General features: G+C 69.6%; 31 protein-coding genes and 1 pseudogene. 19 read left to right on the top strand and 13 right to left on the bottom strand.

Annotated features, from left to right (window positions below; all coding sequences use genetic code 11):
• The first annotated feature begins 144 nt into the window (after positions 1 to 144).
• The 9 genes from GI374_RS11825 (at position 145) to GI374_RS11785 (ending at position 9,594) form a co-directional block, all read left to right on the top strand.
• Positions 145 to 1,098 carry a TAXI family TRAP transporter solute-binding subunit gene (locus GI374_RS11825; RefSeq protein ID WP_154337283.1) on the top strand — a complete coding sequence of 318 codons (954 nt, stop codon included), beginning with the start codon at positions 145 to 147 and terminating at the stop codon, positions 1,096 to 1,098.
• Positions 1,099 to 1,181: 83 nt separating this feature from the next.
• A complete protein-coding gene (locus tag GI374_RS11820; RefSeq protein ID WP_154337282.1) occupies positions 1,182 to 3,293 on the top strand; it encodes a TRAP transporter permease in 2,112 nt (703 codons plus the stop codon).
• Positions 3,290 to 3,640 (top strand): DUF1850 domain-containing protein, encoded by a 351-nt coding sequence (locus GI374_RS11815; protein WP_370515310.1) that lies wholly within the window; start codon positions 3,290 to 3,292, stop codon positions 3,638 to 3,640. The genes GI374_RS11820 and GI374_RS11815 overlap by 4 nt, the downstream gene beginning before the upstream one ends.
• Positions 3,641 to 3,721: 81 nt before the next feature.
• Entirely contained in the window at positions 3,722 to 5,740 is a 2,019-nt protein-coding gene (tkt, locus tag GI374_RS11810; protein WP_154337281.1) for a transketolase, read from the top strand.
• The gene (locus GI374_RS11805; protein WP_370515309.1) at positions 5,737 to 6,699 is read left to right on the top strand and encodes a DMT family transporter; all 963 of its coding nucleotides are present in this window, start codon (positions 5,737 to 5,739) and stop codon (positions 6,697 to 6,699) included. The genes tkt and GI374_RS11805 overlap by 4 nt, the downstream gene beginning before the upstream one ends.
• Positions 6,696 to 7,586, top strand: a complete 891-nt coding sequence (locus GI374_RS11800; protein WP_154337280.1) for a lysophospholipid acyltransferase family protein — start codon at positions 6,696 to 6,698, stop codon at positions 7,584 to 7,586. The genes GI374_RS11805 and GI374_RS11800 overlap by 4 nt, the downstream gene beginning before the upstream one ends.
• A gap of 52 nt (positions 7,587 to 7,638) precedes the next feature.
• Positions 7,639 to 8,403, top strand: a complete 765-nt coding sequence (locus GI374_RS11795; protein WP_154337279.1) for a histidine phosphatase family protein — start codon at positions 7,639 to 7,641, stop codon at positions 8,401 to 8,403.
• Positions 8,400 to 9,278 (top strand): NAD(P)H-hydrate dehydratase, encoded by an 879-nt coding sequence (locus tag GI374_RS11790; protein ID WP_154337278.1) that lies wholly within the window; start codon positions 8,400 to 8,402, stop codon positions 9,276 to 9,278. The genes GI374_RS11795 and GI374_RS11790 overlap by 4 nt, the downstream gene beginning before the upstream one ends.
• A gap of 88 nt (positions 9,279 to 9,366) precedes the next feature.
• Positions 9,367 to 9,594, top strand: coding sequence for a hypothetical protein (locus GI374_RS11785; protein WP_154337277.1), 228 nt, complete (start codon positions 9,367 to 9,369; stop codon positions 9,592 to 9,594).
• Between the two features lie 10 nt (positions 9,595 to 9,604).
• Here the strand turns inward: GI374_RS11785 and GI374_RS11780 are convergent, their stop codons facing one another.
• Positions 9,605 to 9,961, bottom strand: coding sequence for a YigZ family protein (locus tag GI374_RS11780; RefSeq protein WP_154337276.1), 357 nt, complete (start codon positions 9,959 to 9,961; stop codon positions 9,605 to 9,607).
• A gap of 140 nt (positions 9,962 to 10,101) precedes the next feature.
• Here GI374_RS11780 and GI374_RS11775 point away from each other — a divergent pair, with 140 nt between their 5' ends.
• The 3 genes from GI374_RS11775 (at position 10,102) to GI374_RS11770 (ending at position 11,701) form a co-directional block, all read left to right on the top strand.
• Positions 10,102 to 10,806: a B12-binding domain-containing protein gene (locus GI374_RS11775; protein WP_154337275.1), complete on the top strand. Its 705-nt coding sequence runs from the start codon at positions 10,102 to 10,104 to the stop codon at positions 10,804 to 10,806.
• Positions 10,807 to 10,934: 128 nt separating this feature from the next.
• The gene (locus tag GI374_RS19230) at positions 10,935 to 11,093 is read left to right on the top strand and encodes a hypothetical protein (protein ID WP_229583160.1); all 159 of its coding nucleotides are present in this window, start codon (positions 10,935 to 10,937) and stop codon (positions 11,091 to 11,093) included.
• Positions 11,094 to 11,146: 53 nt separating this feature from the next.
• A complete protein-coding gene (locus GI374_RS11770; protein ID WP_370515308.1) occupies positions 11,147 to 11,701 on the top strand; it encodes a DUF1638 domain-containing protein in 555 nt (184 codons plus the stop codon).
• Here GI374_RS11770 and GI374_RS11765 read toward each other — a convergent pair.
• Complete coding sequence (locus GI374_RS11765; RefSeq protein WP_154337274.1) at positions 11,674 to 12,273, bottom strand: HNH endonuclease; 600 nt, start codon at positions 12,271 to 12,273, stop codon at positions 11,674 to 11,676. The two genes, GI374_RS11770 and GI374_RS11765, sit on opposite strands and share 28 nt — an antisense overlap.
• 232 nt (positions 12,274 to 12,505) lie before the next feature.
• On the opposite strand from GI374_RS11765, the gene GI374_RS11760 reads away from it, so the two are divergent.
• Together GI374_RS11760 and GI374_RS11755 are read left to right on the top strand one after the other, a co-directional pair.
• Positions 12,506 to 12,898: a hypothetical protein gene (locus GI374_RS11760; protein WP_154337273.1), complete on the top strand. Its 393-nt coding sequence runs from the start codon at positions 12,506 to 12,508 to the stop codon at positions 12,896 to 12,898.
• Positions 12,899 to 12,946: 48 nt separating this feature from the next.
• Positions 12,947 to 13,384: a VOC family protein gene (locus GI374_RS11755; RefSeq protein ID WP_154337272.1), complete on the top strand. Its 438-nt coding sequence runs from the start codon at positions 12,947 to 12,949 to the stop codon at positions 13,382 to 13,384.
• On the opposite strand, the gene GI374_RS11750 is transcribed toward GI374_RS11755, so the two are convergent.
• The 4 genes from GI374_RS11750 to GI374_RS11735 are packed head-to-tail and all read right to left on the bottom strand — an operon-like array spanning position 13,381 to position 15,575.
• Entirely contained in the window at positions 13,381 to 14,043 is a 663-nt protein-coding gene (locus tag GI374_RS11750) for an alpha/beta hydrolase (RefSeq protein ID WP_154337271.1), read from the bottom strand. The genes GI374_RS11755 and GI374_RS11750 overlap by 4 nt on opposite strands.
• Positions 14,040 to 14,663 carry a DNA-3-methyladenine glycosylase gene (locus GI374_RS11745; protein ID WP_154337270.1) on the bottom strand — a complete coding sequence of 208 codons (624 nt, stop codon included), beginning with the start codon at positions 14,661 to 14,663 and terminating at the stop codon, positions 14,040 to 14,042. The genes GI374_RS11750 and GI374_RS11745 overlap by 4 nt, the downstream gene beginning before the upstream one ends.
• Before the next feature lies 1 nt (position 14,664).
• Positions 14,665 to 14,940: a hypothetical protein gene (locus GI374_RS11740; protein WP_154337269.1), complete on the bottom strand. Its 276-nt coding sequence runs from the start codon at positions 14,938 to 14,940 to the stop codon at positions 14,665 to 14,667.
• A complete protein-coding gene (locus GI374_RS11735; RefSeq protein WP_154337268.1) occupies positions 14,937 to 15,575 on the bottom strand; it encodes a GntR family transcriptional regulator in 639 nt (212 codons plus the stop codon). The genes GI374_RS11740 and GI374_RS11735 overlap by 4 nt, the downstream gene beginning before the upstream one ends.
• A gap of 65 nt (positions 15,576 to 15,640) precedes the next feature.
• Between GI374_RS11735 and GI374_RS11730 the strand changes: the two genes are divergently transcribed.
• Both GI374_RS11730 and proS read left to right on the top strand, forming a co-directional pair.
• Complete coding sequence (locus GI374_RS11730; RefSeq protein WP_154337267.1) at positions 15,641 to 16,324, top strand: pyrimidine 5'-nucleotidase; 684 nt, start codon at positions 15,641 to 15,643, stop codon at positions 16,322 to 16,324.
• A gap of 56 nt (positions 16,325 to 16,380) precedes the next feature.
• A complete protein-coding gene (proS, locus tag GI374_RS11725; protein WP_154337266.1) occupies positions 16,381 to 17,748 on the top strand; it encodes a proline--tRNA ligase in 1,368 nt (455 codons plus the stop codon).
• A gap of 54 nt (positions 17,749 to 17,802) precedes the next feature.
• Here proS and GI374_RS11720 read toward each other — a convergent pair whose 3' ends face one another.
• The 7 genes and pseudogenes from GI374_RS11720 to GI374_RS11690 all read right to left on the bottom strand — a co-directional run bounded on the left by GI374_RS11720 (position 17,803) and on the right by GI374_RS11690 (position 23,423).
• Complete coding sequence (locus GI374_RS11720) at positions 17,803 to 18,141, bottom strand: multidrug efflux SMR transporter (protein ID WP_370515306.1); 339 nt, start codon at positions 18,139 to 18,141, stop codon at positions 17,803 to 17,805.
• Entirely contained in the window at positions 18,138 to 19,436 is a 1,299-nt protein-coding gene (gene miaB / locus GI374_RS11715) for a tRNA (N6-isopentenyl adenosine(37)-C2)-methylthiotransferase MiaB (RefSeq protein WP_154337401.1), read from the bottom strand. Before miaB ends, GI374_RS11720 begins: the two co-directional genes overlap by 4 nt.
• Positions 19,433 to 19,780, bottom strand: coding sequence for an ABC transporter substrate-binding protein (locus GI374_RS19830; RefSeq protein ID WP_154337400.1), 348 nt, complete (start codon positions 19,778 to 19,780; stop codon positions 19,433 to 19,435). Before GI374_RS19830 ends, miaB begins: the two co-directional genes overlap by 4 nt.
• 28 nt (positions 19,781 to 19,808) lie before the next feature.
• Positions 19,809 to 20,375: pseudogene (locus GI374_RS19650) on the bottom strand (ABC transporter substrate-binding protein); the annotation flags it as partial.
• A gap of 191 nt (positions 20,376 to 20,566) precedes the next feature.
• Positions 20,567 to 21,661 carry an ABC transporter ATP-binding protein gene (locus GI374_RS11700; protein ID WP_154337399.1) on the bottom strand — a complete coding sequence of 365 codons (1,095 nt, stop codon included), beginning with the start codon at positions 21,659 to 21,661 and terminating at the stop codon, positions 20,567 to 20,569.
• An 86-nt stretch (positions 21,662 to 21,747) separates the two neighbouring features.
• Positions 21,748 to 22,551 (bottom strand): ABC transporter permease, encoded by an 804-nt coding sequence (locus GI374_RS11695; protein WP_154337265.1) that lies wholly within the window; start codon positions 22,549 to 22,551, stop codon positions 21,748 to 21,750.
• Positions 22,548 to 23,423 (bottom strand): ABC transporter permease, encoded by an 876-nt coding sequence (locus tag GI374_RS11690; protein WP_154337264.1) that lies wholly within the window; start codon positions 23,421 to 23,423, stop codon positions 22,548 to 22,550. Before GI374_RS11690 ends, GI374_RS11695 begins: the two co-directional genes overlap by 4 nt.
• Positions 23,424 to 23,589: 166 nt before the next feature.
• On the opposite strand from GI374_RS11690, the gene GI374_RS11685 reads away from it, so the two are divergent.
• From GI374_RS11685 to GI374_RS11675, 3 genes are all read left to right on the top strand, one after another.
• Entirely contained in the window at positions 23,590 to 23,913 is a 324-nt protein-coding gene (locus tag GI374_RS11685; RefSeq protein ID WP_154337263.1) for a type II toxin-antitoxin system RelE/ParE family toxin, read from the top strand.
• Positions 23,906 to 24,217, top strand: coding sequence for a DNA-binding transcriptional regulator (locus GI374_RS11680; RefSeq protein WP_154337262.1), 312 nt, complete (start codon positions 23,906 to 23,908; stop codon positions 24,215 to 24,217). The genes GI374_RS11685 and GI374_RS11680 overlap by 8 nt, the downstream gene beginning before the upstream one ends.
• 116 nt (positions 24,218 to 24,333) lie before the next feature.
• Complete coding sequence (locus GI374_RS11675) at positions 24,334 to 25,473, top strand: TRAP transporter substrate-binding protein (RefSeq protein ID WP_154337261.1); 1,140 nt, start codon at positions 24,334 to 24,336, stop codon at positions 25,471 to 25,473.
• Positions 25,474 to 25,858 lie beyond the last annotated feature (385 nt).

The raw sequence follows: 25,858 nt of genomic DNA, 5'->3' as shown, positions 1-25,858 counted from the left end.
CTTCTGTCCGAAAATATCCGGCGGGGGTCCGGGGGCGCGAAGCCCCCGGCTTTCCGGGCCTTGATCGCGCGCGCCCGCCTGTCGCATGGTCAGACACGGGCCGGGCCGCGCGCCAGCCAGACGACCAGCCCCAGGGGAGAGACCATGCTCAACCGCCGCGCCTTTGCCGCGCTGACCGCTGCCGCCCTCGTCGCGCTGCCGATCCAGGCGAGCGCCCAGCAGCAGTTCATCAACATCCTGACCGGCGGCACCTCGGGGGTCTATTACCCGCTCGGCGTCGCGCTCCAGAAGCTCTACGGCGACGGCATCGAGGGCGCGCGCACGCAGGTGCAGTCCACCAAGGCCTCGGTCGAGAACCTCAACCTGCTGCAGGCCGGCCGGGGCGAGGTCGGCTTCTCGCTCGGCGACAGCGTCAAGGCCGCGGCCGAGGGCGATGCGGAGGCGGGCTTCGCGCAGCCGCTCGACAAGCTGCGCGGGCTGGCCACGATCTATCCCAACTACGTCCAGATCGTCGCCACCGCCGAGTCCGGGATCACCTCGCTCGACGACCTCAAGGGCCGCAGCCTCTCGGTGGGCGCGCCGAAATCGGGAACCGAGCTCAACGCCCGCGCCATCTTCGAGGCGGCGGGGATGAGCTATGACGACCTCGGCAAGGTCGAATACCTGCCCTTCGCGGAATCGGTCGAGCTGATGAAGAACCGCCAGCTCGACGCCACCCTCCAGTCGGCGGGCCTCGGCGTCGCCTCGCTGAAGGACCTCTCGACCAGCACCGCGATCACGGTGGTCGAGGTTCCGGCCACGATCGCCGAGACGCTCGGCGCGCCCTTCGAGGCGGCGGTGATTCCGGCGGGCACCTATGACGGGCAGGACGCGGACGCCTCCACGGTGTCGATCCAGAACATGCTGGTGACGCATGCCGATGTGCCGGAGGAGACCGTCTACCAGATGACGAAGCTGTTGTTCGAGAACCTGCCCGCGATGGTCGCGGCGCATTCGGCCGCGCAGGCGATCGACCCGGCGCGCGCCGCCGACAGCTCGCTGATCCCGCTGCATCCGGGCGCCGAGCGCTACTACCGCGAGGCCGGCATCCTGCAGTAAGCGGGGCTGCAGATGACGACCCGGCCCCGGCGTTCTCTCGCGCCGGGGCCTTTTCGGCCCAAGGCCGCAGAAGGCGAGACCGCATGAGCAACATCCAGGACCCAGCCCAGCACGTCCCGCCGCCCGGCGCAGCGGAGCTTTCGATCCACGACCCGCTGGCCGAGAGCTTCCCCGACACCGAAATGGGCCGGCTGCTGTTCTGGATCGCGGTCGCCTTCTCGGTCTTCCAGATCGCCACCGCCGCGCATGTGATCGACATGCCGAGCCAGATCGTCCGCGCGGTCCATGTCGGCTTCCTGATCCTGCTGACCTTCCCGCTGGTCGGCCTCGCGCGCCGCTGGCCCGCCTGGGGGCAGGCGCTCGGCTGGGCGCTCGCACTCGCCGGGGTGGCGGTCGCGGCCTATCAGTGGGTCGAATACGAGCCGCTGATCCTGCGCGCGGGGATGCCGAACACCGCCGACCTCGTGATGGGGACCATCGCGCTCGTGACGGTCTTCGCCGCCGCATGGGCGATCATGGGCATCGCGCTGCCGATCATCGCCGGCGCGTTCCTGCTCTACTGCTTCTTCGGGCAATACATGCCGGGGATGCTCCAGACCCGCGGCTACGGTTTCGATCAGGTGATCGAGCACATGGCCTACGGGACCGAGGGCATCTACGGTATCCCGATCTACGTCAGCTCCACCTACATCTTCCTGTTCATCCTGTTTGGCTCGTTCCTCGAGAAGGCGGGGATGATCAAGCTCTTCACCGACGTCGCCCTCGGCCTTGTCGGGCACATGATCGGCGGCCCGGCCAAGGTGGCGGTGGTCAGTTCCGGCCTGATGGGCACCATCTCCGGCTCGGGCGTGGCGAACGTCGTCACCACCGGGCAGTTCACCATCCCGCTGATGAAGCGCTTCGGCTACCGCCCGGCCTTCGCCGGGGGCGTCGAGGCCACCGCCTCGATGGGCGGGCAGATCATGCCGCCGGTGATGGGCGCGGTCGCCTTCATCATGGCCGAGACGCTGGGCGTTCCTTACGTCGAGATCGTCAAGGCGGCCGTGATCCCCGCGATCCTCTACTTCGCCGGGGCCTTCTGGATGACGCATCTGGAGGCCGGCAAGCGCAACCTCATCGGCATGAAGCGCGAGGAGATGCCCTCGCCGCTGAAGGCCATACGCGAGGGCTGGTATCTGGTCCTGCCGCTCGGCGTCCTCGTCTGGCTGCTGTTCGCGGGCTACACGCCGCTCTTCGCGGGCACCATCGGGCTGGCGCTGACGGTGCTGCTGATCCTCGGCGCCTCGGCCGTGCTCGGGCTGCCGAACGTGGTGCTGCGGAGCATCGTCTGGATCGGCATCGGCCTCGTCGCCGCGTCGTTTTTCCAGTGGGGCACCCGGCCCATCGGCATCGCCCTTGCGGTCCTGATCGGCTGGAACCTCCTCTCCAAGGGCGGGCGCGAGACGCTGTGGCTCTGCATCGACAGCCTCGGCGAGGGGGCAAAGACGGCGCTGCCGGTGGGCGTCGCCTGCGCCCTCGTGGGCATCGTGATCGGCACCATGACGCTGACCGGCGCGGCCTCGACCTTCGGCAACTTCATCGTCTCGGTCGGCCAGGGCAACCTGTTCCTGTCGCTGCTGCTGACGATGATCACCTGCATCGTGCTGGGCATGGGGATCCCGACGATCCCGAACTACATCATCACCAGCTCGATCGCCGGGGGCGCGCTGCTGGAGCTGGGCGTGCCGCTGATCGTCAGCCACATGTTCGTCTTCTACTTCGGCATCCTCGCCGACCTGACGCCGCCGGTGGCGCTCGCCTGCTTCGCGGCGGCGCCGATCGCGCGGGAGTCGGGGCTGAAGATCAGCGGCGAGGCGATCAAGATCGCCGCCGCGGGCTTCGTGGTGCCGTTCATGGCGGTCTATTCGCCCGCGCTGATGCTGCAGGCGGGCGATCCGCTGAGCGCGGCGATCGGCTTCTGGCCGTCGGTCGTCTACATCGTCGTCAAGGCCGTCGCCTCGCTCGGCCTCTGGGGCATCGCGGTGATCGGCTGGCTCGGGCACCGGCTGAACTGGGGGCAGCGCGCGCTGGCGATGGTCGCGGGCTTCACGCTGGTCGTCCCGTCGGCGATCAGCGACCAGATCGGCTTCGGCCTCGGCGCGCTGTTCGTTGTCTGGCTTCTCTGGCAGCGCCGGCAGCGCGCCGCCGCGGCGTGAGCTGCCTGCTGGCCGGCGGCCTCGCGCTTGCCGTGAGCCACGGCTTCACCCTCGGCTGGACCCATTCGGTCGAGCGGGCCGGGTGGCGCGAGAGCTGGCGCGTGGAGGGGGCGGAGCTGGTCCTCGTCGAGGCGGCCGTGAAGGGTTCCGGCGCGGGCATGGAGCCGGGCGAGGGCGCGGTGCTGCGGGACGGCTGGTGGGTCTGGCCGGGCGGGCTGCGCGTCCCCTCGCTCGCCCTCGGCGCCTCGGGGGCGACCGGGGCGGGCTGGCGGCTCTGCACCGATGCGGGCTGCCGCGAGCTTGGGGCGGCCTCGGCCGAGCCGGTGATCCTCGCCCCCTGCCCCTGAGCCGCGCCGCGCCTTGCGTCCGCGGGGCCACCTGCTATTCCCGCGGCGACCCTCCCCCACGCCTCCCCGAGGAGCCGCGCCATGCCTTTCGCCGCCCGCCGCCAGTCCGACCTCGCGACCTGGAACCTCGCCACCGCCATCCGCACCCTCAGCGTGGACGCGGTTCAGGCGGCCAATTCCGGCCATCCGGGGATGCCGATGGGCATGGCGGACGTCGCCACGGTATTGTTCCGCGACCACCTCAAGTTCGACGCCTCGGCCCCGCACTGGCCGGACCGCGACCGCTTCGTGCTGTCGGCAGGCCACGGCTCGATGCTGCTCTACTCGCTGCTGCACCTGACCGGCTATGACGAGATCACCCTCGACCAGATCCGCCGCTTCCGGCAGCTGGGCAGCCTGACCGCCGGGCACCCGGAATACGGCCATGCGGGCGGGATCGAGACGACCACCGGCCCCCTCGGTCAAGGCGTCAGCGCCGCGGTCGGCATGGCTATCGCCGAGGAGCACATGCGGGCCGAGTTCGGCGAGGACATCGTCGATCACCGCACCTGGGTCATCACCGGCGACGGCTGCCTGATGGAGGGGATCAGCCAGGAGTCGCTGTCGCTCGCCGGGCACCTGAAGCTCGGCCGCCTCGTGGTCCTCTGGGACGACAACAAGATCACCATCGACGGCCGCGTGTCGCTGTCGGATTCGACCGACCAACTCGCGCGCTTCGCCGCGATGGGTTGGCGCACGCTCGCCTGCGACGGCCACGACCCCGAGGACATCAGCCGCGCGCTCGCCGAAGCCGCGCAGTCGGATGGCCGCCCGACATTGGTCGCCTGCCGCACCACCATCGGCTACGGCGCGACCAAGCAGGACACCGCGGGCGTCCACGGCTCGCCGCTCGGGGCCGAGGAGATCGTGAAGCTCCGCAACCTCTACGACTGGGAGCATGCCGACTTCACCATCCCCGACGACATCCGCGAGTCCTGGTTGGAGATCGGAGGCCGTGGCGCGACCGCGCGCGAGGGGTGGAAAGCGCGCGTGGACGCCATGCCCGCCGACACGCGGGCCGAGTTCGCGCGCCGCATCTCGCTGGAACCGGCCCCCGGCCTCGCCCCGGCTATTGCGGCGCTGAAGCGGCAGGCGGTCGAGGGCAAGCCGAAACTCGCCACCCGCAAGGCCTCCGAGATGGTGCTGGAGGTCGTGAACCCGATCTGCGCCGAGACCATGGGCGGCTCGGCCGATCTGACGGGATCGAACAACACGCTGACCGCGGATCTCGGCATCTTCAACGTCCAGAACCGCGCCGGGCGCTACATCCACTACGGCATCCGCGAGCATGGCATGGCCGCGGTGATGAACGGGCTGACGCAGCACGGCGGCATCCGCGCCTATGGCGGCACGTTCCTGTGCTTCACCGACTACATGCGCGGCGCGATGCGTCTTTCGGCGCTGATGGGGGTGCCGGTCACCTACGTCATGACGCACGATTCCATCGGCCTCGGCGAGGACGGCCCGACCCACCAGCCGGTCGAGCATCTGGCAATGCTGCGCGCGACGCCGGGCCTCTGGACCTTCCGCCCCGCCGACCTCGTGGAGACCGCCGAGGCGTGGGAACTGGCGCTGACCTCCGCCGCCACGCCCTCGGTTCTCGCACTCTCGCGCCAGAACCTGCCCACCGTGCGCGAGGAAGCGGGCGCGGAGAACCTAACCGCGCGCGGAGCCTATGTGCTGCGCGAGGCCTCGGCCGCGCCGAAGGTCGTGCTGATGGCCTCCGGCTCGGAGGTCGAGATCGCGCTCGCCGCCCGCGAGGCGCTCGAGGCCGAGGGCACGCCCACCCGCGTCGTCTCGGTCCCCTGCATGGAGCTCTTCCGCACGCAGGACGAGGGCTACCGCCGCGAGGTGCTGCCCGCCGGGACCGTTCGCATCGCCATCGAGGCGGCGGTGCGGATGCCTTGGGACTGGCTGCTCCTCGGCGAGGGCGGCTCGGAGGCGAAGGCGGGCTTCGTCGGCATGGAGGGGTTCGGCGCATCGGCCCCGGCGCCCAAACTCTACCGCCACTTCGGCATCACCGCCGAGGCCGCCGCTGATCTCGCCCGGTCGCTGATGTGACAGCGCGCCCCGGCATCGCCGACCGCCGGGAGGCCGCGGGCACCAAGGTGCCGGGGATGACGGCGGAGGCGACGCCGGTCCTCGACCGGATCCGCAACGAGGGCGACACGACCGGGCGCGGCATCCTGCTGATGCTGGGCGCGATCACCCTCTTCACGGTGATGGACGCCTTCGGCAAGCATCTGACGGCGAGCTACCCGCCGATGCAGGTGATCTGGGCGCGCTACGCGGGCAACATGCTGATCGTGCTCGCGGTCCTTGCACCGCGGCTGGGTTCGGTCGCCCGCAGCCGCCGTCCCTGGGTGCAGATCTTCCGCGGCCTCACGCAACTGGGCGCGATCGTCTGCTTCTTCTTCGCGCTGCGGCATGTGGGGCTCGCCGAGACCACGGCGATCATGGACCTGAACCCCGTTCTCATCACCCTCTTCGCGGCCGTGTTCCTCGGCGAGGCGATCGGGCCCCGGCGCATCGCCGGCATCGTGGTGGCGCTGATCGGTGCCATGATCGTCATCCGCCCCGGCGCCGGGGTGCTGCATCCGGCGGCGCTGTTCGCCCTCGCCGGAGCCTTCGTCTATGCCACGGGCGCGGTGCTGACCCGGCTCGCGCGGAGCGATTCGACCGCGACCTCGATCCTCTGGGCGACGGCAATCTGCACCATCATCAGCAGCGCCATCGTGCCCTTCGTCTGGCAGCCGGTGGATCCGCGCGACCTCTGGGCCTTCGCGGCGATGGGGGTGATCGGCGCCGTCGCGCAAGCGCTGCTGATCCGCGCCTTCATGTTCGCCGAGGCCTCCACGCTCGCCCCCTTCGGCTATATCGGGCTGGTCTTCGCGACCCTGTGGGGCTGGCTCTTCTTCGACGCGGTGCCCGACCGCTGGACGGTGATCGGCGCGGGGGTCATCGTCAGCGCGGGTCTCTATGTCTGGGCCCGCGAGGCGCAACTGGCGGCCCGCGCATGAGCGACCGGATCCCCGGCCCCGGCGACCGCGCCCTCAGCCTTGCCTTCGAGACGGTAATGGCGGGCCTGCGCCGCCTGCCCTATGAGCGCCGCATTCCCGCGGGAGGCCGCCTGTTTTCGCAGGCGCTCGGCCCGCTCGCAGGCTGGCGGCGGCGCATCCGCCGGAACCTCGCGCTCGCCCGGCCGGACCTGCCGCGGGAGGAGGTCGAGCGCCTCGCCCGCGCCGTGCCCGACAATGTCGGCCGGGCGATGGCCGAGACCTATTCCGGGGCCGAGTTCACCACCCGCATGGCCGAGACCTCATCGCTTGAAGGCGAGGGCCTGCCGGTCCTAGAGGCCGCCGCCCGCGAGGGCCGCCCCGTCGTCCTCGCCTGCGCCCATTTCGGCAACTACGACGCCCTGCGCGCGGTCGTCGCCGCGCGTGGCTGGCCCATCGGCGGCCTCTACCGCCCGATGAGCAACCCGGCCTTCAACACCCATTACGTCCCGGCGATCTCGGCCATCGCCGAGCCGGTCTTTCCGCGCGGCCGCGAGGGTCTGGGCCAGATGCTGCGCTTCATCCGTGGCGGCGGCATGATCGCGCTCGGCTTCGACCTGCATGTGCAGGAGGGTGCGCCGCTGACCTTCTTCGGCCTGCCCGCGATGACCAGCCTGACCCCGGCCGAACTCGCCCTGCGCCACGATGCGCCGCTGATCCCCATGCACGCCATCCGTCAGCCGGACGGTTTCCGCTTCCGCGTCCACGCCTTCGCCCCGATCCCCCCGGGCGACCCGGCGGCGATGATGCAGGCCTGCAACGACGGCCTCGAGACGCTCGTGCGCCAGCACATGGATCAATGGTTCTGGGTCCACCGGCGCTGGAAGGCGGCCGAGGAGGACCGCCGCTGAACCCCGGCACCCCTCACCGCGTTGCCACCGGCAATCGCGTCGAGGAACCACGATGACCCCCCGCTGGCCCGAACGCCTCTGGATCGTCCGCCACGGCCAGTCGGCCGGCAATGTCGCGCGCGACCTCGCGCATGAGCAGGGGCATCACCGCATCGCGCTTTCCGGCCGCGACGTGGACGTGCCGCTTTCGGAACTCGGGCGGCAGCAGGCGCTTGCCCTCGGCCACTGGTTCGCCCGTGGCGAGGAGGGCGCGCGGCCGAACGTGATCCTCGCCTCGCCCTATCTGCGCGCCTGCGCCACGGCCGAGCTCTTCCGCGAGGGCGGCGGCGCCGTGCCGCGCGCGCGCATCCACCTCGACGAGCGCCTGCGCGAGAAGGAATTCGGCATCCTCGACGGCTGGACCACCGCCGGCATCCGCGCCGAGATGCCCGAGCAGGCCGAGTTCCGCCAGATGCTTGGCAAGTTCTACCACCGCCCGCCAGGGGGCGAGAGCTGGTGCGACGTGATCTTCCGGTTGCGCTCGCTGCTGGACACGGTGGGCCTGCATTACGGCGGCTGCCGGGTGATGATCGTGGCGCATCAGGTCGTGGTCCTCTGCATGCGCTACATCATCGAGGGGATGACGGAAGCGGAGATCCTCGCCATCGACGCCGAGAAGGACGTGGCGAATTGCGGCGTCACCGAATACGCGTTCGCCGAGACCGAGGACGGCGCCGGCGAGATGCAGCTCGTCGCCTACAACGTCACCGCGCCGATGAAGGCGGAGGCAACGCCGGTCACGCGCGCCCCCGACCCCATCGTGGCGAGCCGGGGATGAGCGAACCCGCGATTCTGGACAGCGCCTGGCTGCGCGCCCATCCGCTGCCGGTGCCGCCCGAGGACACCGACAAGAACAGCCGCGGACGGGTGCTGGTCGTCGGCGGCTCGCTGCGGGTGCCGGGCGGGCTGACGCTGACCGCGGAGGCCGCGCTGCGGGCGGGCGCGGGCAAGGTGCAGCTGGCCTTGCCGGAGCCGCTCGCGGTGCCGACCGGCATGGTGCTGCCAGAATGCGGTATCCGCGCCTTGCCGGTGGACGGCGAGGGCGAGATCGCCTCGGTCGCGCCTCTCGCCGGGCTGGTGGATGCCTGCGACTGCCTCGTCCTCGGCCCGGCGATGGTCTCGGCCGAGGCTGCCGGGGCGGCGCTGGATGCGCTGCTGGGAGAGGCGGAACGCCCCGCCGCCGCGGTCCTCGACGCGGCCGCGATCGCCGCCGCCGCGGGACGGGCGACGCTGCTCGACGGAATGGCGGGTCGGCTGATCCTGACCCCGCATGTCGGCGAGGCGGCGCTGCTGCTCGGGATCGAGGCCGAAACGATCGAGGCCGACCGCGAGGGCATCGCCCGCGGCGCCGCCGAGCGTTTCGGCGCCATCATCACGCTGAAGGGCGCAACCACGCTGATCGCCGCGCCGGAGGGCGCGCTGCTGCGCTATGGCGGGGGCGGCGTGGGGCTGGCGACCGGCGGCTCGGGCGATGTGCTGGCGGGGATCGTCGGCGCGCTCTTCGCGCGCGGCATGACCCCCTTCGAGGCCGCGGCCTGGGGCGTCTGGCTGCACGGCGAGGCCGGGCGGCGGCTGGCCGAGCGCCACGGGCCGATGGGGTTTCTGGCGCGGGAGCTGGCGCCGGAGCTGCCGAGCCTGATGCGGGGGATCTGAGGCGGCTTTACGTGTCCGCGCCGAGGTGACGCGATCACGGGCGTTGGGCGGAGAGTGCACCTATGTTGAAGCCCACGGGGAGGCGATCATGAGCGAGAGCTCACGCTCCAAGCTGCCGGAAGAATCGCTGCGCGCCATGCACACGCGCTTCGACCGGCTCGAGCACATGGTGCGCCATCAGGGTGCCGCCGCAGCGGAGGATCGGGCGCATCTGCGCGCGTTGATGCAGACGACGGGCAGGCACGACGACGGTTTCGCGTATCTCTATGCCCGCCTTGCACGAATCCAGCGGAGGCTGGACCTGCTGGAGGAGTAACCAGGACAAGTCACCTCGCCTCAGCCAGCCACGCCCGCGCCGCCGTCCGCACATGCCGGAACCGGTCCCCGCCGAGCGGCTTGCCGCCATACCACCGCGTCACCACGAGCAGCGTGTCCCGCGCCCCCGCGGCCTCGAGCTCCGCGAGGATGATCGCCCCTGCCCCGGCCTCGCCATCATCGGCCTTCACCGCCTCGCCGCCGAGGATCGCGGCCCAGCTGTTGTGGGTCGCCTTCTGGAACCGCTTCTGCCGCTTCAGCGCGGCCAGCAGCGCCTCGGCCTCGGCGCGGGTCGCCGCGGGCCCCCCGGCGGCCGCGTAGCGCGAGCCGCGGTCGGACAGCACGCGGTCGAGGATCCTCAGGCTCATGGACCCCTGCTGGCATCCGCGGAGGCGCGGATCAAGCGCCGCCTGTCGCCCGCACCGCGCGCGATGTCGCAATCCGTATGGCAAAGCCGGGCGATCCGGGCCAAGACGCCCTTGAGCGGGGCGCGAAGGAGTCCACGAGCATGGCCGACGAAGCTGACGAGATCATCCTGTCCGAACTGTCCGACGACGACCTCGTCAGCCAGATGATGGACGACCTCTATGACGGGCTGAAGGAGGAGATCGAGGAGGGCGTCAACATCCTCCTCGGGCGCGGCTGGGCACCCTATGACGTGCTGACGAAATCGCTCGTCGCCGGCATGACCATCGTTGGCGCCGACTTCCGCGACGGCATCCTGTTCGTGCCCGAGGTGCTGCTGGCCGCCAACGCCATGAAGGGCGGCATGGGGATCCTGAAGCCGCTGCTGGCCGAGACCGGCGCCCCGCGCATGGGCAAGATGGTGATCGGCACCGTGAAGGGCGACATCCACGACATCGGCAAGAACCTGGTCGCCATGATGATGGAGGGGGCGGGCTTCGAGGTGGTGGACCTCGGCATCAACAACCCGGTCGAGAAATACATCGACACGGCCAAGGCCGAGGAGGCCGACATCATCGGCATGTCGGCGCTGCTGACCACGACCATGCCCTACATGAAGGTGGTGATCGACACCCTGAAGGAGCAGGGGCTGCGCGACGACTACATCGTGATGGTCGGCGGCGCGCCACTGAACGAGGAGTTCGGCCGCGCGATCGGCGCCGATGCCTATTGCCGCGACGCGGCCGTGGCGGTCGAGACCGCGAAGGACTTCATCGCCCGCAAGCACAACCAGATGGCCCGCGGCTGAGCGCCGCCGGCCATCTGCCCAGGTCGAGGGCCTTTCGCCGCTCCCGGCACCAACCCGCACAAAAAAATGCTATCCGCTTTGCAACTTTCCGGTCTGCCGCCATATTGATCCCATGACGGAGGACCATCATGCCCCTGCCCCACTTCCTGGTGATGCTGCTTCTGGTGGTGACGGCGGCCGGGCTGACGCTGTGGGCCGTCTCTGCGGCCGGCGTGCCGCTCTTCGCGCTCGCCGTCACGGCGCTGCTGGCGGCAGCGGCGGTGCACCTCGTCGGACGCGAGCACTGACGCCCAAGCCGGGGCGGGTCCTGCTGATCGCCTGCGGCGCGCTTGCCCGCGAGTTGCTGGCCATCCGCGATGCGAATGGCTGGGACCACATGGACCTGCAATGCCTGCCCGCGGACCTGCACCTGCGCCCGGCGCTGATCCCGGACGCGGTGGAGGCAACCGTGACCGAGGCGCGCGCGGCCTATGAGCAGATCTTCGTCGTCTACGCCGACTGCGGCACCGGGGGCCTGCTGGCCGCCCGCTGCGAGGCCCTCGGCGTCGAGATGGTGCCGGGGCCGCATTGCTACGCCTTCTTCGACGGGCTGGCCGAGCACGAGGCCCGCGCCGCGGACGAGATCCGCGCCTTCTACCTCACCGATTTCCTCGTGCGGCAGTTCGACGCCTTCGTCTGGCGCGCCATGGGCTTCGATCGCCACCCGGAGCTGATCGAGATGATGTTCGGCAATTACGAGCGGCTGATCTACCTCGCCCAGACCGACGACCCGGCCCTCGACGGGCAGGCCGAGGAAGCGGCGGCGCGGCTGGGCCTGGCCTATGAGCGGCGCAAGACGGGCTATGGCGAGCTGCCGGGGATCCTTGCTCAGCTCTCCAGCTCGGCGTCCCAGTAGAGATAGTCGATCCAGCTGTGATGCAGGTGATTCGGCGGGAAGCGCCGGCCGATTCCGTGCATCTGCTCGGCCGTGGGCCGCGCGGGCGGTTTCCGCAGCTTCAGGCCCGAGTTGCGCAGGCTGCGGTTGGCCTTCTTCAGGTTGCAGCGCGAGCAGGCGGCGACCACGTTCTCCCAGCTGGTGATGCCCCCGCGCGAGCGCGGGATCACATGGTCGAAGGTCAGATCGCCCCGGCTGCCGCAGTACTGGCAGCAGAATTCGTCCCGCAGGAAAAGATTGAAGCGCGTGAAGGCCACGCGCTTCTGGGGTCGGACATATTCCTTCAGCACCACGACCGAGGGGATGCGCATGGCCGCGCGCTGACTTCGCACGACCTCCTCATATTCGGCGATGATCGTCACCCGGTCGAGGAACACCGCCTTGATCGCTTCCTGCCAGGGCCAGAGGCTCAGCGGATAGTAGCTCAACGGTCTGAAGTCGGCGTTCAGGACCAGGGCCGGATGTTGCCTGAGCGTCGAAGGCTCGCGCACGAACTGGGTGCGGAAATCGGTGGTGATGTGCTCGTCCAGCATCCGCGTCGTTCCCGCCTCGGGTCCGGTGGAAGGGCTCGGCTTTGCGCGGACTATATCTGGCGTCCGCCTCTGGGCAAGCCCCCGCATGTATCCGCCCCGTGCAGGGCTAGCGCGTCTGCGTGACGAGGCCGTGAACGCCACCCTGCACGCCGCCTGCAAGCGGCCCTTTTCTCGTGCTATTCTGACGCCTGCGCCCGACTGAGTCGCAAGGGCGTTGTCAGGAGATCATCCGATGTCGAGTCTCAACGAATCGCTCCGCGCGGCCCTTGCCGCCGCGGCGCTGCTGGGTGCGTTCGCCGGCGCGGCAATGGCCGATCCCGGCGTGGTCAGGATTCAGACCCCGAGCGGCGAGGTCTATGCCGACGCCAATCACATGACGCTCTATACCTTCGACAACGACACGCCGGGCGTGTCGAATTGCGACGGTCAATGCGCGGTGAACTGGCCGCCGCTGGTGGCGCCGGCGGATGCAACGGCGACGGGCGACTTCGCCCCGATCCAGCGCAGCAACGGGACGATGCAGTGGGCGCTGAATGGCAAGCCGCTCTATCTGTGGATCAAGGACACGCAGCCGGGCGAGATGACCGGCGACGGGGTGAACGGCGTCTGGCACGTCGCACGGTGAAGATGGGCCGCGGTAGCCACAGTGGCCCCGCCGTGCCAGACTGACGGCATGAGCAAGCCCGCACCGCCTCGCATCGGCACCCTCGAATCGGCCCTCTACGCCGCGGACCTCGACGCGGCGGAGGGGTTCTGGACCGACATCATAGGCCTGCGGGTCTTTCAGCGCGTGCCGCGACGGCATGTGTTCTTCCGGGTGGTGGAGGGCCAGCCGGCGCAGGTGCTGCTGGTCTTCAATCCCGAGGCGACGGCGAAGCCGCCCGCCCCCGACGCCCGCCTGCCGGTCCCGCCGCACGGGGCCGAGGGGCCGGGCCACTACTGCCTCGCCGTCGCCCCCGAGGAGCTGGACGGCTGGCGCGCGCATCTGGAGCGCGCGGGCGTCGCCATCGAGGCCGACTTCCGCTGGCCGAACGGGCGGCGGTCGATCTATTTCCGCGACCCGGCCGGGAACTCGATCGAGCTGGCCGATCCGGCGATCTGGGACGATTAGTCCTCTTTTTTCAAGACCTTCCGCAGGAAAGCCAAGGCGGCCCCGAGGCCGTCCGGCGCGATCCCGTGCCCCGTCCCCTCCATCACATGACCATAGACCGTGAAGCCAGCCGCCGTCAGCCCCTCGGCCGCGAGGCGCATGTCGGCAAAGGGCACCATCTCGTCCTGATCGCCGTGGATCAGCATCACCGGCGGCTTCACCTGCGCCTCGGCGGCCAGCGTCTCGGGCGCGAGGAGCCGCCCCGAGAAGCCCACGATCCCCGCCACGGCCTCGTCCCGCCGGGGGACCACATGCAGCGCCATCATGGTGCCCTGCGAGAAGCCCACGACGGCCATGCGGTCGGCGTCCAGCCCCTCGTCCCGCAGCACCCGGTTGAGGAAGGCGTCGAGGTCACGGATCGACTCGCCCATCGACGCCCGCGCCTCGGCCTCGGTTGAGCCGTCGAGCCAGGGGATCGGAAACCACTGCCGGCCGAAGGGGTTGTTGCGGCAGGGCTCGGGCGCGTCGGGGCTGTAGAAGGCGGTGCCGGGCAGATGCGGGGTCAGCGGCTCGGCCAGTCCCAGCAGGTCGGCCCCGTCAGCGCCGTAGCCGTGGAGGAAGACGACCACGGCATCGGCGTCCGCAGGACCGCGGCGTTCGGATTTCAGCGCACGCGTCATGTCACCCCCTCGCGGCCCTTGGCGAGGCGGTAGTAGGCCCAGAGGGCGCGGGCCGCAACCGACCGCCACGGCCGCCAGGGCTCGGCGATGGCAGCGAGCGCCTTGGGCGAGGGCCGCGCATCGAGCCCGTGGAGCAGCCGCGCCGCCTCCTGTAGCGCGAGGTCGCCCGGCGCAAAGGCATCGGCGCGGCCGAGGGCGAACATCAGGTAGATGTCCGCGGTCCAGCGGCCGATACCCGGCAGCGCCACGAGACGCTCGGCCACCTCGTCGTCCGGCAGGCCGCGCAGGCCCTCCCAGTCGAGACCGGCGGCGGCGATGCCCGTGAGATAGCGGATCTTCGGGCGCGAGAGGCCGGTGGCGCGCAGCGCATCCTCGCCTGCGTCGAGGATCGCCTCGGGCCTTTCGAAGCCCGCCGCCACGAGCCGCCCGAGGATTGCGTCGGCCGAGGCGACCGAAAGCTGCTGGCTTGCCACCGCGTTCAGGATCGCCGGGAAGCCGTCCCTGCGGCGGCGCAGCGGCAGCGGCCCGATCTCGGCCAGCGCCCCGGCCCAGACCGGCGACAGCGCCGCCAGATGCGCCGCGCCTTCGGCGAGGTCGGCCTCGGTCTCGATCAGCCGCATGTCACTCGCCGTCCGGCCGCGCCCGCGCGCGCGAGCCGCCGCGGCGGCGCGGCTCGGGCGGCGGCCGGTCCGCCGCCTCGCGCAGGACCGCCAGCATCGGGTGCCCGGTCTCCGACGCGTAGGTGTCGAGCAGCGCCCGCGCCGCCTCATGCGGAACAAGGCCGGGCGGCAGGGACAGCGCCCAGTCGAGGAAAATGGAACGGCACTCCCCCGCGGTGATGCCCTCGATCCGAAAACTTTCGCGGATCAAGCCCTTGGGGTCGGTTTCCGATGTCATGCCGCGTCCTCACCGCCGATGAGCCGCGCGTCCTGCCGCAGCCGCGTCTCGTAGGCCTGGCTGATATGAGCGCGCAGCGATGCCTCGGCCTCGCGCGCATTCCCCGCGCCGATCGCATCCACGATCGCCTGATGCTCGCCCAGGGCCTCGGGCGCGCGGCCCTCGGCGGCGAAGGTCGTCCGCGCCATCAGCGCCATGGTCTTGTGGACCATGTCGAGCTGCTGGATCAGGTAGCGGTTGTGGCTGGCCAGATGCAGCTGGTGGTGGAAACGGCGGTTGGCGCGGGCGAGGGCCTGCGGGTCGTCCACGATCCGGCGGTCGGCCTCGACCATCTGCCCCAGCACCCGCACCTCCTCGGGCGTGGCATGACGCGCGGCGAGGCGCGCGGCCAGGGCTTCGAGCTCGGCCCGGACGGTGTAGAGTTCCGCCAGCTGGTCGTGGTCGAGCGACGCGACCATCAGGCTGCGCCCGTCGCGGCGCAGCATCGCCTGCGTCTCGAGCCGCTGCAGAGCCTCGCGGACAGGCGTGCGCGAGACGCCGAAACGCTCGGCCAGATCGCTTTCGACCAGCCGGGTGCCGGGCGGGTAGTCGCCGGCCTCGATCGCCGCGAGGATCAGGGAATAGGCGTCCTTCATCACGCCAGCCTCACCGCAGTGGGCGCGCGATTGCAAGGCCGCGGCGGGCGGGCTACGGCCTGCGCATGGATTTCTCGCATGTGAACACCTGGATCTTCGATCTCGACAACACCCTCTACCCGCCCGAGGCGCAGCTTTTCGCGCAGGTGCAGCGGCGGATGACGGGCTATGTCATGCGCCTGACCGGCGCCTCCGAGGCGGAGGCCGAGGCGCTGCGCGCGGACTGGTTTCAGCGGCACGGCACGACCCTCGCGGGGCTGATGGCCGAGCACGGGATCGACCCCTATCCGTATCTGGACGAGGTCCATGACATCGACCTCTCGGGCATTGGCCCCGACCCCGGCCTCGCCGCGGCGATTGCCGCGCTGCCGGGGCGCAGGATCGTCCACACCAGTGCCGACGCCGCCTTTGCCGTCCGCGTGCTCTCGCGCCTGGCCCTGCCCGTCTTCGAGGCGATCTACGGCATCGGCGAGACCGCCTGGCATCCGAAGCCCGATCCGCGCTCCTATCAGGCGGTCCTCGCCGGGCACGCGATCGACCCCGCGCGGGCGGCGTTCTTCGAGGACGATGCCCGCAACCTCGAGGAGCCGCACCGGCTCGGGATGCGGACCGTGCTGGTAGGGCCTGCCGGTGAGGGGCGGGCCGACCATGTCCATGTGCAGACAGGCGACCTGGCTGGGTTGCTGCGCGGTCTGGCCGGCGCGGGCGTCGTCCCAGCCGCCATTGCGGCAACCCCCGCCCTGCGCTAACCCGCGAGCCGGGCGCCCGGCCCTTCCCGCGTCCCTACCCCGAGGAGCCCGTCCGAATGCGCCTGAGCCAGTATTTCCTGCCCGTCCTGAAGGAGAACCCGGCCGAGGCGCAGATCGTCAGCCATCGGCTGATGCTGCGCGCGGGCATGATCCGGCAGCAGGCGGCGGGCATCTATTCCTGGCTGCCGCTCGGCTGGCGGGTGCTGAAGCGGATCGAGCGCATCGTCCACGAGGAGCAGCAGCGCGCGGGCCACATCCCGCTGCTGATGCCGACGCTGCAGCCGGCCGAACTCTGGCGCGAGAGCGGCCGCTACGACGATTACGGCCAGGAGATGCTGCGGATCACCGACCGCCACAAGCGCGAGTTGCTCTACGGCCCGACGAATGAGGAGATGATCACCGACATCTTCCGCTCGGCCATCGGGAGCTACCGCGACCTGCCGCTGACCCTCTACCACGTCCAGTGGAAGTTCCGCGACGAGATGCGGCCCCGCTTCGGCGTCATGCGCGGGCGCGAGTTCCTGATGAAGGACGGCTACAACTTCGACCTGACGAAGGAGGCCGCGCTCCACGCCTACAACCGCCACCTGGTCAGCTACCTGCGCACCTACGAGCGCATGGGCCTGCAGGCGATCCCGATGCGCGCTGACTCAGGCCCCATCGGCGGCGAGGACACGCACGAGTTCCTGGTGCTGGCCGACACGGGCGAATCTGAGGTCTTCTACGACAGCGAGATCACCGACCTGCGCTTCGGCGACCGGCAGATCGACTATGCCGACGAGACCCAGTGCCGCGCCGTGCTGGAGGAGTTCACCTCGCGCTACGCCCGCACCGACGAGACGCATGACGAGGCACTCTTCGCGCAGATCCCCGAGGCGCGCCGCCGCAAAGCCCGCGGCATCGAGGTCGGCCAGATCTTCTACTTCGGCACCAAATATTCCGAGCCGATGGGCGCGGTGGTGGTCGGCCCCGACGGCAGCCGCCAGCCGGTCCATATGGGCAGCCACGGCATCGGCGTCAGCCGCCTCCTCGGCGCGATCATCGAGGCCAGCCATGACGAGCGCGGCATCATCTGGCCCGAGGGGGTGACGCCCTTCCCTGTCGGCATCGTCAACCTCAAGCAGGGCGACGCCGCGACCGATGGCGCCTGCGAGGCGCTCTATGCCGCGCTTGCCGAGCGGGGGCTGGAGGCGCTCTACGACGACCGCGACGAGCGCGCGGGGGCGAAATTCGCGACCATGGACCTGATCGGCCTGCCCTGGCGCATCACCGCCGGACCGCGGGGGCTGGCCAGCAACACGGTCGAGTTGACGAACCGCCGCACCGGCGAGACCGAGGTGCTGTCGCCTGCCGACGCGGTGGAGCGGGTGGCCGCCGCCTATGCGCCGGTGAAAGCCCGGGAATATCCGGTCGCCGTCGGCTGACAGAACCTTCGTACGAAGGTTCTGATACGATCCTTCGTACGAAGGACCGTTGGCTCAGTGGGTGGTCGTCTCCGACAGCAGGTTGATGACCACCACGCCCGCGACGATCAGCCCGATACCCACGACCGCCGCGGTGTCGAGCCGCTGGCGGAACACCACGAGGCCGATCAGCGTCACCAGCATGATGCCGAACCCGCTCCAGAGCGCATAGGCAACGCCCAGCGGCAGCACCCGCAACGCCTGCGAGAGCAGGTAGAACGAGAGCGCGTAGCAGAGGAGCATCCCCGCCACGGCCCAGGGTTTGGTGAACTGCTGAGATGCCTGCAGCAACGTCGTCCCGACGACCTCGAAGGCGACCGCGATGATGAGCGCCGCCCAGACCGCGGGGGTCACGCCACGAGCCTCCCCTCGAGGCTGTTCGCGGCGGAACCTATGATGCGGACCTGCACGAGGTCGCCCGCCTTCGCCTCGGGTGCCTCGACGAAGACCGAATGCAGGTAATCGGACTTGCCGACCATCTGCCCCGGCTTGCGGCCCGGCTTCTCGAAGAGGACGCCGACCGTGCGCCCGACCATTGCCTGCTGCGCGGCCTTCTGCTGGCGGGTCAACAGCGCCTGCAACTCATGCAGCCGCGCCTCGGCGAGTTCGCGCGGGACCGGCGTGCGGTCCGCAGCGGGGGTGCCGGGACGGGCGGAATAGGCGAAGCTGAAGGCGGTGGCGAAGCCGACCTGCTCGACAAGGCGCAGGGTGGCGGCGTGGTCCGCGTCGGTCTCGCCGGGGAAGCCGGTGATGAAATCCGAGGTCAGCAGGATGTCCGGCCGCGCCGCGCGGATGCGGTCCACGAGGCGCAGGTAGTGGTCCGCAGTGTGGCGGCGGTTCATGGCCTTGAGGATGCGGTCGGACCCCGACTGCACCGGCAGGTGCAGGTAGGGCATCAGCTGCGGCACGTCGCGATGGGCGGCGATCAGGTCCTCGGCCATGTCGTTGGGGTGGCTGGTGGTGTAGCGGATCCGCGCCAGCCCCTCGATCCCGGCAAGCGCGCGGATCAGGTGGCCGAGCCCCTGCCCGTCCTCGCCATGCCAGCCGTTGACGTTCTGCCCCAGCAGCGTGATCTCGCCCACGCCGCGCGCGACGAGGCCCTGCGCCTCGGCGATGATGCGGGCGGCGGGGCGGCTGACCTCGGCGCCGCGGGTGTAGGGGACGACGCAGAAGGCGCAGAACTTGTCGCAGCCCTCCTGCACGGTCAGGAAGGCGGTGGGCGCGCGGCGGGTCGCGGGCGGCAGGTGGTCGAACTTGTCCTCGGCCGGGAAGTCGGTCACGACCGCGGGCGCCTCGCCGCGCGCCATCGCCGGCAGGCGGTAATAGGCCTGCGGGCCGACGACGAGATCGACCAGCGGCATCCGCGCGCGGATGACCTCACCCTCCGCCTGCGCCACGCAGCCGGCGACGCCGATCTTCAGGTCCGGCCGCGCCGCCTTCAGCGGCTTCAGCCGCCCGAGGTCGGAATAGAGCTTCTCGGCCGCCTTCTCGCGGATATGGCAGGTGTTCAGCAGCACCATGTCCGCGTCGTCGGCGCTGTCGGTCTGGACATAGCCCTCGGCGCCCATGGCCGCGGCCATGCGCTCGCTGTCATAGACATTCATCTGACAGCCATAGGTCTTGATGAAGAGGCGCTTCGGAGCGGTCATGGCGGGCCGATTAGCACGGGGCGCAGGGGCGACGCAAACGCCGTCGCCTTCCCGCTGCGCGGGGCCAGCGTTGCCATCAGCGCGGGCAACATGCCCGAGACGAACAGGTTCTCCCCGGAAGCGCGCCGGCGCGGCGCCAGGGGATTCAAGTCGCATCCGTTGCTCAGGAGGACCAGCCCCTGCGCGGTCTCCAGACCGATCGCCTTGGCATCGGTCAGCAACATCGTCATGGCCGCGAGCTTCTGACCCGATTGCGGCAGGCCGAACTCGAACGCCTGCTTGATCGCGGTCGAGGTATCGCAGCCGGAACTCGCCAGGGCGACCACATCGGCGCCGCTGCTCATGGCCTTGGAGCAGGAAGGACGAGAAGTCCGTGGACTCGAGCGGCACCGCCACCGAGCCGACGATCTCGCCGCCGCCTTCGACGACGACCTCGGAGACGGTCTGCTGAAGCGTATGGCCGAATTTGTAATCCGCGGTGATGAAGAACCACTTCGTCGCACCGGCCTCGACCAGACTGCGGCCGGTGCCGGCGGCAAAGGCCTTGGTGTCGTAGGTCCACTGCACCGTCGAGGGGCGGCAGCTCTCGCGCGTGAAGATGCTCGACGCCGCGGCCGAGAGCAGGGTGGCGCCGCCCTTGCTGTCGCTGATGTCCACCACCGCCGCCGCGATCGAGGACACCGGCACGTCGAGGATGGCATTGACGCCGTCCACGTCATACCAGGTCCGCGCGATGTTCGCGCCGATATCGTGATATTCGTCGCTGTCGCAGGAGAAGGCGAGCGTCTGCCCGGCCGGCACGATCCGGTCGCAGACGCGGCAGCCATAGGCGTCCTCGATCTTCTTCTTGATCGCGGGAATGCCGACGCCGATTTCGCCGACCACGAAAACCGCACGCAGGCCGAGCGAGCTGACCTCGCGCCCCGCGCGTTCCTTCATCCGGTCGATCAGGAACTGCGCCAGCGACGGCGTCGTCATCAGCGCCGAGGGCCGAGTGAGTTCCGCAAACTGAATGACGGAATCCGCGCCGCCGCGCACATCGACATCGACCGGCAGATAGCCGGCCGCCTTCGGACGGCGCCACGGCTCGGCCGTCCACTGGACGCTACGAGTTTACCATCGCGGTCAGGCTAACGGAACAGCACCAGTGCGCCCGGCGACCACGCCACCCGCACCGGTATGCCCACCGCCGGCACGTCGCGCCCGAACACGTTGCGCATCGAGATGCGGACCGGCTCGACCGCCTCGCCCATACCCTCGAGGCGGATGTCGTAATAGGTCATGTCCCCGTAATAGACGACCTCATCGATCACGCCCCGCGAGACCTGGACGGCTCCGCGCGGCTCCTCCCCGGCGCCGAGCAGCGTCATCGTCTCGGGGCGGAAGCCGACGCTCGGGCCGGGGTCGCCGGGCATGGCGCGGCTGATCTGGGCCGCCGGGATCTCGACGATGCCAAGCCCCGCGATGCGCACCGCGACGACCTCGCCGCCGTCACCCAGCACCTCGGCCGGCAGGAAGTTCATCACGCCGATGAAATCCGCCACGCGCCGGTCCACCGGGCGGGCATAGAGCGCCTCCGGCTCGTCCAGCTGCGCGATCTCGCCCTCGAACATGACGGCGATGCGGTCCGACATGACCAGCGCCTCCTCCTGGTCGTGGGTGACGAGGACGAAGGTGATGCCGACCTGGCGCTGCAGCTTGATAAGTTCGACCTGCATCTGCTCGCGCATCTTGCGATCGAGAGCCGAGAGCGGCTCGTCGAGCAGCAGCACCTTGGGCTTGAGGATCAGCGCGCGGGCGAGTGCCACCCGTTGCCGCTGCCCGCCGGAGAGCGCATGCGCCGCCCGCGCACCGTAGCCGCCGAGGCCCACCATCTCCAGCGCCTCGGCCACGGCGCGGTCCTTCTCCATCCGCCCGCGGCGGTCACGGCGGAGGCCGAAGCCCACGTTCTGCGCCACGGTCAGGTGCGGGAAGATGGCGTAGGACTGGAACACCATGTTCGTCGGCCGCACGTTCGCGGGCACCTGGGCCATGTCGCGGCCGTCGATCAGCACCGCGCCCGAGGAGATGTCCTCGAACCCGGCGATGGTCCGCAAGAGCGTGGTCTTGCCGCAGCCGGAGGGGCCGAGGAGCGAGAAGAACTCGCCCTCGCGGATCGTCGCGCTGATGCCGCGCAGCGCGTGGTAGTCGGCGTAATGCTTGTGGACGTCGCGGAACTCGATCATCGGCCGGGCCTCGGCCCGCGGGGTGCGCGGCGGCGGGCGCTGACGCGCGGGCCGGGTCACGGCGGCGGGTGCGGGGGTCGGGTCGCTCACAGGAAGCCTCGGTCGTTCTGGCCGGTGCGGGCGGCGCCGCGGCGGCGGAAATACTCGGCGATGGTCAGCATCACGATCGACAGCAGCACCAGCACCGTCCCCAGGGCCATGATCATCGGGATCGAGGCCGGGAACCGCAATTGGCTGAAGATGTAGGTCGGCAGCGTCGGCTGGTTCCCGGCGAGGAAGAAGGCAATGATGAACTCGTCCAGCGACACCGTGAACGAGATCAGCAGCGCCGAGATGATGCCGGGCATCACCAGGGGCAGGATCACCAGCCGGAAGGCGCCCCACTTGCTCTCGCCCAGATCCTGCGCGGCTTCCTCGAAGGCGGGGTCGAGCGAGGCGAAGGCGGTGGTGAGGACCGTGATCGCATAGGGCATGCAGATCAGCGTGTGACCGACGATTACCGTGACGATCGAGAGCGTGACGCCGATCGAGAGCAGCACCACCAGCAGCGACATGGCGACGATGATCTCGGGCAGGACCAACGGCAGCATGATCGCGCCCATGATCCCGCCCTTGGCCGGAAAGCGGAAGCGGGTCGAGGCGCGGGCGGCGAAGATGCCCAGGCAGGTCGAGAGCACCGCCGAGGAGCCGGCGATGATGAGCGAATTGCCAAGCGCCCGGCGCAGGGTCGCATTCTCCCACATCTCGCCAAACCACTGGGTGGTGAAGCCGCGCAGCGGGAAGGCGACGATGGTGGCGTCGTTGAACGCGAAGAGCGGCAGCAGCAGGATCGGCGCGTAGAGGAACAGCAGGTAGAGGAGCGCATAGGCTCCGAGCCAGTTCGGCCTCATGCGCGCACCTTCAGGAAGCGCCGGTTCAACGCCATGAAGACTGCGGCCAGCACCGCGACGACCAGCATCGCCGTGACCGCGATGGCCGAGCCGAGGGGGCGGTTGTCCTGGTCGAGCATCTGGCTCTGGATCATGTTGGCGATCATCGGCACCCGGCCGCCGCCGATCAGCGTGGGCGTCACATAGTCGCCGATGGTCGGGATGAAGACGATCAGCGCCGCCGCGACGACGCCCGGCATGGCGAGCGGCAGGGTCACGCGCAGGAAGGTCATCACCCGGTTCTCGCCGAGGTCGCGCCCCGCCTCGAGCAGCGCCCGGTCGATTCGCTCGAGCGCGACGAAGATCGGCAGGATCGCGAAGGGCGCGTAGGCATGCGAGAGCGTCACGACGATTGCCTCGACGCTGTTGAGCATCCTCAGCGGGCGCTCGATCAGGCCGAAGAAATCGAGGATCGAGTTCACGACCCCGTTCGGCGCGAGGATCACCGACCACAGGAACACCCGGATCAGGTAGCTGGTCCAGAACGGGATGGTGATGAGGAAGAGCCACAAGGCCTTTCTCTGCGGCGAGACCACGAAGCTGAGGAAATAGGCGACAGGGAAGGCCAGCACGACGGTTGCCAGCGTCACCAGACCCGCCACCCAGAGCGAGCGCAGCATCAGCGCGCGGAAGATCGGATCCGCCCAGACCTGCAGGTAGTTGGCGAGGGTGAAGCCCTCGACGTACTCGCGGTAGCCGGTCTTGAAGAGGAACAGGCTGGTCGCCAGCATGACCAGCAGCGGCGCGGCCATGACCAGCAGCACATAGGCGAAGGGCGGCGCCACCAGGGCCAGCCCCTGCCGCGCTTCCCGATCCAAGCCCCGTGCCGCCATGCCGCCTCGGCCCCCGCTCCCGCGCTGTCGCGCCCCGTGCGATCTGTTCCACAGCAGGCGGGCTAAGGAAAGCCCCGTGCCGGACAGGCAGAACCGGTGAACGCGACGTTGCGCCGGTGGCGTAACTTCTCTTGACCGACTTACGCCAATGGCGCATCTTTCTGGCATGAAGATCGTTCGGACCCGGCGCTACTTGAAGGATCTCAAGCGAATCCGGGCGACCGAGGCAAAAGTTGCCGCCCTTCACGCGTCGATCGTGGCCAATCCGGCCGCTGGTGATGTGGTGATCGGCCTCAAGGGGGTTCGGAAAATCCGCTTCCCACTTGGCAACAAGGGGAAGAGCGGCGGCGGACGGGCTGTTTACCTGCTGATGATAGGTGATGACGTGGCGGTGATGCTGAAGGCCTATGCCAAGAACGAACAGGCCGATCTATCAGCGGATGACTGCAAGGCGATCTTCTCGGCGATCAAGGAGATGACCGATGACTGAGAAGCGAACGCAATTCGGGCTTGAGCTTGAGGAAGCCCTACGCGAAGCCGTCGCCTGGAAGCGGGGCGAGATTGCGCTTGAGGTCGAGAACATTGATCCAATGCCGCCCGCGCGGATAAAGGCCATACGCAAGAAGGTCGCGCGTTCCGCCGCCCAGTTCGAGAAGCGGTTCGGCATCCCGGCTGCCACCATCAACAACTGGGAACAAGGCCGCCGCAAGCCCGATGTCGCCGCCCGGCTGCTGCTGTCGGTGATAGAGCGGGACCCTGAACTGGTCGAGAAGGCCGCCGCGAACGCGGCGTGACCGGATGAATGCGGCGGCGGCCGCCACGCCATCGTAGACAAGCGGCCATCGGCCGCTAGAAGCTACCTGTCACTCGGCCGGGGCGATACCCGGCGGGTCCGATTCGGAGGAAATCAATGACCGACACGAAAACGCTCGGCCGGCGCGCCTTTATCACGCGCGGGGCGATCGGCGGCGCCGCGGCGGCCGCGGCCACCACGCTGGCCGCGCCCGCGATCGCGCAGGAGAGCCCGACGATCAACTGGCGCATGGCCTCGTCCTTCCCCAAGTCGCTCGACACCATCTACGGCGGCGGCGAAGAGATCTCGCAGCGGGTCAAGGAAGCGACCGACGGGCGCTTCAACCTCCAGGTCTTCGCCGCGGGCGAACTGGTCCCCGGTCTCGAGGCGATCAACGCGGCCTCCGGGGGCACGGTCGATTGCGCGCATTCGGTCGGTTACTACAACTGGGGCCAGGACCCGGCCTTCGCCGTGGGCGCCGATCTGCCGTTCATGCTGAACGCGCGTGGCAAGGCCGCCTACATGTATCAGGGCGGCGGCAACGACCTCTACAACCAGTTCCTCGCCAAGCACAGCCTGATCGGCTTCGTCGCCGGCAACACCGGCGTGCAGATGGGCGGCTGGTACCGCAAGGAGGTCAACACGGTCGCCGACTGGCAGGGCCTCAAGATCCGCATCGCGGGCGTTGCCGGCAGCGTGGTCGAGAAGCTGGGCGCGGTGCCGCAGCAGCTCGCCGGTGGCGACATCTACCCGGCGCTCGAGCGCGGGACGATCGACGCGGCCGAGTTCGTCGGCCCCTATGACGACGAGAAGCTCGGCTTCGTGAAGGTCGCGCCCTACTACTACTATCCCGGCTACTGGGAGGGCGGCCCGACCGTCCACCTGTTCATCAACCAGGCCCGCTATGACGAGCTGCCGGCGAACTATCAGGCGATCCTGCGCAGCGCCTGCCAGGCCTCCGACCAGAACATGCTGGCGAAATACGACTACAAGAACCCGGCCGCGCTGAAGCGCCTCGTCGCGGCGGGCGCGCAGCTGCGTCCGTTCTCGGAAGAGGTCCTGAACGCCAGCTACCAGGCCGCGCTCGAGGTCTATGCCGATGTCGCGGCCAAGAACGCCGACTTCAAGGCGCAGTGGGATGCGGTGCAGGAGTTCCGCAACGACTGGTATCTCTACACGCAGACGGCCGAGTACCAGTTCGACACCTACATGATGATCCTGCAGAAGAACGGTGCTCTCGCTCCCTCGGCGGGCTGATCCGCAAGGCTGAACGCAGAACCGCCGCCCCTCGGGGCGGCGGTTTTCTCTTTCCGCTGCCAGAAACTGCGTCCGCAGTTTCTGTCCGATCCTTCGTCCCGAACCGCGTTGATCCCGACGGCGAGTGCCTCGGCCGGAAGACCCTATGCGTAGGATTTTCGCCCTCGTCGAGCGGAGCATGGCCCATGAGACGCCGGCGGATCGCGTCGCTGCAATGCAAGTTCATGGAATCGCCGTGGGAGGTCGTGCGGAAGGCATTGACCTGCCCCCCGTAAGCTCCCTCGCCGTGATGTAGAGTCTGCCCGACCTGAAGGAGCAGACGAGATGAGGAAAAGCCGCTTCACCGATGCGCAGATCATCGGGATGATCAAGGAACAGGAAGCCG

Source organism: Paracoccus sp. S-4012 (genome assembly GCF_009674885.1).
Taxonomy (GTDB): Bacteria; Pseudomonadota; Alphaproteobacteria; order Rhodobacterales; family Rhodobacteraceae; genus Paracoccus.
The sequence above is the reverse complement of the archived record's forward strand: the minus strand, read 5'-3'. Positions and strand labels throughout refer to the sequence as shown.